Source organism: Methylobacterium sp. Leaf100, from assembly GCF_001422845.1.
Lineage (GTDB): Bacteria > Pseudomonadota > Alphaproteobacteria > Rhizobiales > Beijerinckiaceae > Methylobacterium.
Genome location: NZ_LMMW01000047.1, coordinates 1 through 4,423, shown reverse-complemented (window position 1 = coordinate 4,423; position 4,423 = coordinate 1). Strand labels below are relative to the sequence as shown.

The window sequence follows — 4,423 nt, the reverse complement described above, 5'->3', positions numbered from 1 at the left end:
CCTGCCGTAGCTTGGCAACGATCTCCTCGGGCTTCGGGTGCTTTGCCATCTTGTCCGTCCTCCAGGCTCAAAAGCCATACCAAAGAGCGGACCACTTCAATGGGGGCTGACCACATCCGGGTAGAACAGCCCGATGGCGTAGGCTCGGCCGTCTCCTACCAGCTCGGTGATCGCCGCGGCGCACACGGGCAGGACCTCGCACTGCTGCTCGGAGCGCGCGCTGCCAAATTCGACAAGCTGATCGAGGACATCGGCACAATCGATACGAAGGGCGCTGAGGCAGTGGCGACGCTTTATGCGGTGTGGAACGATGCGCTGATCGACGGCGAAACACCACCGGACATGGAGATCGTTCTCGCCGTCCTTTCCGAGTGGCACCCCGAAAAGGCCAAGAAATTCGGTATGTCCGAACTTCATACGTGGCTTGGCTGGATGCGCCGCCATCATCTCGTGCCGACGGGGGGCGGACCGAGGACCTCGACCGGGAGGCTGTTCGCATGAGCCTGCACAAGGAGAACAGCTTCGAGAATGAAATCTGCGCCCACCTTGAGGCGCAAGGCTGGATCTACGAGCCAGGCAGCGCCGCGCATTACGACCGCGCCCGCGCCTTGTTCCCGGCCGACCTCTTAGCCTTGGTCCAGGAGACCCAGCTGAAGATCTGGGAGGCGCTTACCCGTAGCCATGGCGCCAGCGCCGAAGCGGCGCTGCTCGACCGTGTGCGCAAGCAGATCGATAACCTCGGCGCTCTCCATGTCATACGCCACGGCGTCGAAATGGCCGGCGTGCGCGGGCTCGTCACGCTGGCGCAATTCCGCCCCGCCTTCGGCAAGAATCCCGACATCCTCGCAGCCTATCAGGCGAACCGGCTTCGCGTCGTCCGCCAGCTCCGCTACTCGACGACGAACGAAAACTGCATCGACCTCGCGTTGTTCCTGAACGGCGTGCCAGTCGCAACCATCGAGCTCAAGACGGACTTCACCCAGTCGGTCACGGACGCCATCGACCAGTATCGCTTCGACCGACTACCGCGGCCGAAGGGTCAGACGCCCGAGCCGCTGCTGTCCTTCCCCAGCGGCGCACTCGTGCACTTCGCAGTCAGCAATACCGAAGTGCACATGACAACGAAGCTCGCCGGCCCCCCCGACACGCTTCTTGCCATTCAACAAGGGAGACCATGGTGGCGCCGGCAACCCGGTGAACCCGAATGGGCATCGCACCGCCTATCTGTGGGAGGAGGTGTTCGAGCGGGATAGCTGGCTGGAGATCATCGGCCGTTACCTGGTCGCCCAGCGTGATGCCAAGCACGCGATCAACGGCCTGATATTCCCGCGCTATCATCAGCTCGATGCGACCCGGAAGCTCGCCGCTGCAGTGCGCGCGGAGGGAGCGGGCGGCAAATACCTGATCCAACACTCGGCCGGCTCGGGCAAAACTAACTCGATCGCCTGGACGGCGCACTTCCTCGCAGACTTGCACGACGAAGCGGACAGCAAGATTTTCTCGACGGTGATCGTCGTCTCTGATCGCAACGTGATCGACTCGCAGCTTCAGGACGCGCTCTTCGGCTTCCAGCGCACCGCCGGTGTGGTAGCGACCATCCGGAGCGAGGGCAGCGCCAAAAGCGGACAGCTTGCCGAGGCGCTGGCGCAGGGCAAGAAGATCATCGTCTGCACCATCCAGATATTCCCCTTCGCGCTCGAGGCGGTGCGCGACCTTGCGGCGACGGAAGGCAAGCGCTTCGCTGTCATCGCCGACGAGGCGCATAGCTCGCAGACCGGAGAGGCTGCCAACAAGCTCAAGCAGCTTCTCTCGCCGCAAGAGATCGCCGAACTGCAAGATGGCGGCGAAATGAGCGCCGAGGACATCCTCTCCGCGCAGATGGCCGCGCGGGCGGGCGAGATCGGCCTCACCTACGTGGCCTTCACAGCGACGCCGAAAGCCAAGACCCTCGAGACTTTTGGCCGGCGACCTCACCCGGATCAGCAGCCCGGTCCGGGCAATCTGCCGGCAGCCTTCCACGTCTATTCGATGCGGCAAGCGATCGAAGAGGGCTTCATCCTCGACGTGCTGAAGAATTACACGCCCTACCGGCTTGCCTTCCGCCTCGCGAACGAGGGCCAGGAGTGGGACGAGCAGGAGGTCGAGCGCAGCGCCGCTCTCAAGGGCATCATGCGCTGGGTCCGGCTCCACCCCTACAACATCGCGAAAAAGGTCGAGATCGTCGTCGAGCATTTCCGCGAGAACGTGCAGCTGCTGCTTGAGGGTAAGGCCAAGGCGATGGTGGTGCTGGCGAGCCGCATCGAGGCGGTGCGTTGGAAGCTCGCGATCGACAGCTACATCAAGTCCAAGGGCTACAATCTCGGCACGCTCGCCGCGTTCTCGGGTGAGGTGAACGATCGAGAGTCGAGCGACGAGCCCTTCACGGAGAGCAGCGCATCCCTGAACCCCGGCCTCAAGGGACGAGACATTCGCGAGGCTTTCGGCACCACCGACTACCACCTTCTGCTCGTCGCCAACAAATTCCAGACCGGCTTCGACCAGCCGTTGCTTTGCGGCATGTATGTCGATCGTAGACTCGGCGGAATTCAGGCCGTGCAGACGCTGTCGCGCTTGAACCGTGCTCACCCAGGCAAGGACACCACCTACGTCCTCGATTTCGTGAACTCCTCCGAGGAGATCCTCACCGCGTTCCGCACCTACTACGACACGGCGGAGCTCGAGGGCGTCACCGACCCGAACATCGTGCTCGATCTCAAGGCCAAGCTCGACGCGAGTGGTCACTATGACGAGTTCGAGGTTGACCGTGTCGCAGCGGTGGAAATGAACTCGAATGCGAAGCAGGGCGACCTGATCGCGGCCATTGAGCCGGTCGCAGATCGCCTGCTCAAGCGCTTCAAGGCGGCCCAGGGGCGGCTTTTGAGCGCCGGCGAGCAAGGAGATGCTCAAGGCACGAGCGACGCCCAAGACGAGCTCAACGTGCTCTTCCTCTTCAAGAGCGATATGGCCGCCTATCAGAGTGCCTACAGCTTCCTGTCGCAGATCTTCGACTACGCCAACACCGCCGTCGAGAAACGCTTCTTGTTTTACAAGCGTCTCGTCCCGCTGTTGGAGTTCGGGCGGGAGCGCGAAGGCATCGATCTCTCAAAGGTCGCGCTCACCCACCATAACCTCAGGAACGAAGGTCAGCGTCGGCTCGACGTCTCTGGGCGCGACGAGACTAAACTCACACCGATGACGGGCATGGGCTCGGGTTCGGTCCAGGAGAAGGAAAAGGCACTCCTCGCCGCAATTATCGAACGGGTGAACGATCTCTTCGGCGGTGACACCACCGAGGGTGATCAGCTCAGCTACGTTACGACGCTACGCGACAAAATGCTCGAGTCCGATACGCTGGCCACCCAGGCAGCGAACAATACGAAAGCCCAGTTCGACAACTCGCCCACACTGCGAGCCGAGCTGATGAACGCTATCATCGACGCCTTCGAGGCCCACGCTTCGCTGAGCAAGCAAGCGCTCGACTCGGAGAAGGTGCGTGACGGCCTGAAGGACGTGCTGCTCGGGCCTGCCCAACTCTACGAGGCGTTGCGAACGCGTGCAGGTGATACGCAGGCGGGGGCATGATTCCTTGTAGCCGTCTCGGCCTCTTCAAGGCGCTTGGTGGCTGCGCAGCTCCATGAGATCAAGATCCCAGGGCTCGACGCACAGCGTCAGGCTCGCGATCGATGACACGTAGGAGCGCCTGCATCGCCGCATCAGGCCGACGGCGTCCCTGCTCGTAGGATTCCATGGTCCGCGCTGAGATCCGGAACTGCTGCTCGAATTCCTTCGTCGACGCGGCTACTTTCCGCCGGATCGCCTTCACACGCTCCGGTGTAATGAGGTCATCTGGAAGCTCGTAGCTCTCGGCTTCGACCTCACCGCGCAGATAGGCGGCCATCTCCTGAAATGCCTCGACTAGGTCGTCACCGACGCGAGAGCTGGCGTCCTGCTGTGTGCTGCGCGTCATGGCTCGACTCCTTTGATGCTCGCGATCGCTTCGAGGATCGCCTTGCGCTGCTCCGGCGACAGATCATCCCACTCGTTCTTCGGGTAGGCCGTCATCATGAACAGCACGCCGGGCGCGATCGCGACGTAGTAGATCATGCGGCCGCCCCCGCTCTCGCCCCTGCCTGGAAGCGGAAAGCGAGCCTTCCGCGCCCCTCGCAAGCCCTTGATCATGGGGTGGGCGTCAGGAGCTCTGACGATCATCGCCTCGATCTCGGTCACGACCGTCTCGTCGAGCCCTGGCCTGCCCCCTGAAAAGTGGTCCTTCCTGATGTATGGCCTTGGGTCATTTGGAGGATGTTTTTATGGGACGGAAGAATCATACGGCTGAAGAGATCGTCGCCAAGCTGCGGCAGGTAGATGTCCTGGTCTCGCAGGG

Annotated in this window: 4 protein-coding genes and 1 pseudogene; 3 read left to right on the top strand and 2 right to left on the bottom strand. The window is 62.4% G+C overall.

Annotation, left to right across the window (positions count from 1 at the left end; genetic code table 11):
• The 3 genes and pseudogenes from ASF25_RS17400 to ASF25_RS17395 all read left to right on the top strand — a co-directional run.
• Nucleotides 1-501: pseudogene (locus ASF25_RS17400) on the top strand (hypothetical protein); the annotation flags it as partial.
• Entirely contained in the window at nt 498-1,253 is a 756-nt protein-coding gene (locus tag ASF25_RS23275; RefSeq protein ID WP_200927316.1) for a type I restriction endonuclease, read from the top strand. The pseudogene ASF25_RS17400 and the gene ASF25_RS23275, both read left to right, overlap by 4 nt.
• On the top strand, nt 1,153-3,621 hold the full coding sequence (locus tag ASF25_RS17395) for a DEAD/DEAH box helicase family protein (RefSeq protein ID WP_200927315.1): 2,469 nt from the start codon (nt 1,153-1,155) through the stop codon (nt 3,619-3,621). Before ASF25_RS23275 ends, ASF25_RS17395 begins: the two co-directional genes overlap by 101 nt.
• Before the next feature lie 58 nt (nt 3,622-3,679).
• Here the strand turns inward: ASF25_RS17395 and ASF25_RS17390 are convergent, their stop codons facing one another.
• A complete protein-coding gene (locus ASF25_RS17390; protein ID WP_056306162.1) occupies nt 3,680-4,006 on the bottom strand; it encodes a type II toxin-antitoxin system MqsA family antitoxin in 327 nt (108 codons plus the stop codon).
• Nucleotides 4,003-4,266 (bottom strand): hypothetical protein, encoded by a 264-nt coding sequence (locus ASF25_RS22970; protein WP_156369052.1) that lies wholly within the window; start codon nt 4,264-4,266, stop codon nt 4,003-4,005. Before ASF25_RS22970 ends, ASF25_RS17390 begins: the two co-directional genes overlap by 4 nt.
• Nucleotides 4,267-4,423: the final 157 nt, after the last annotated feature.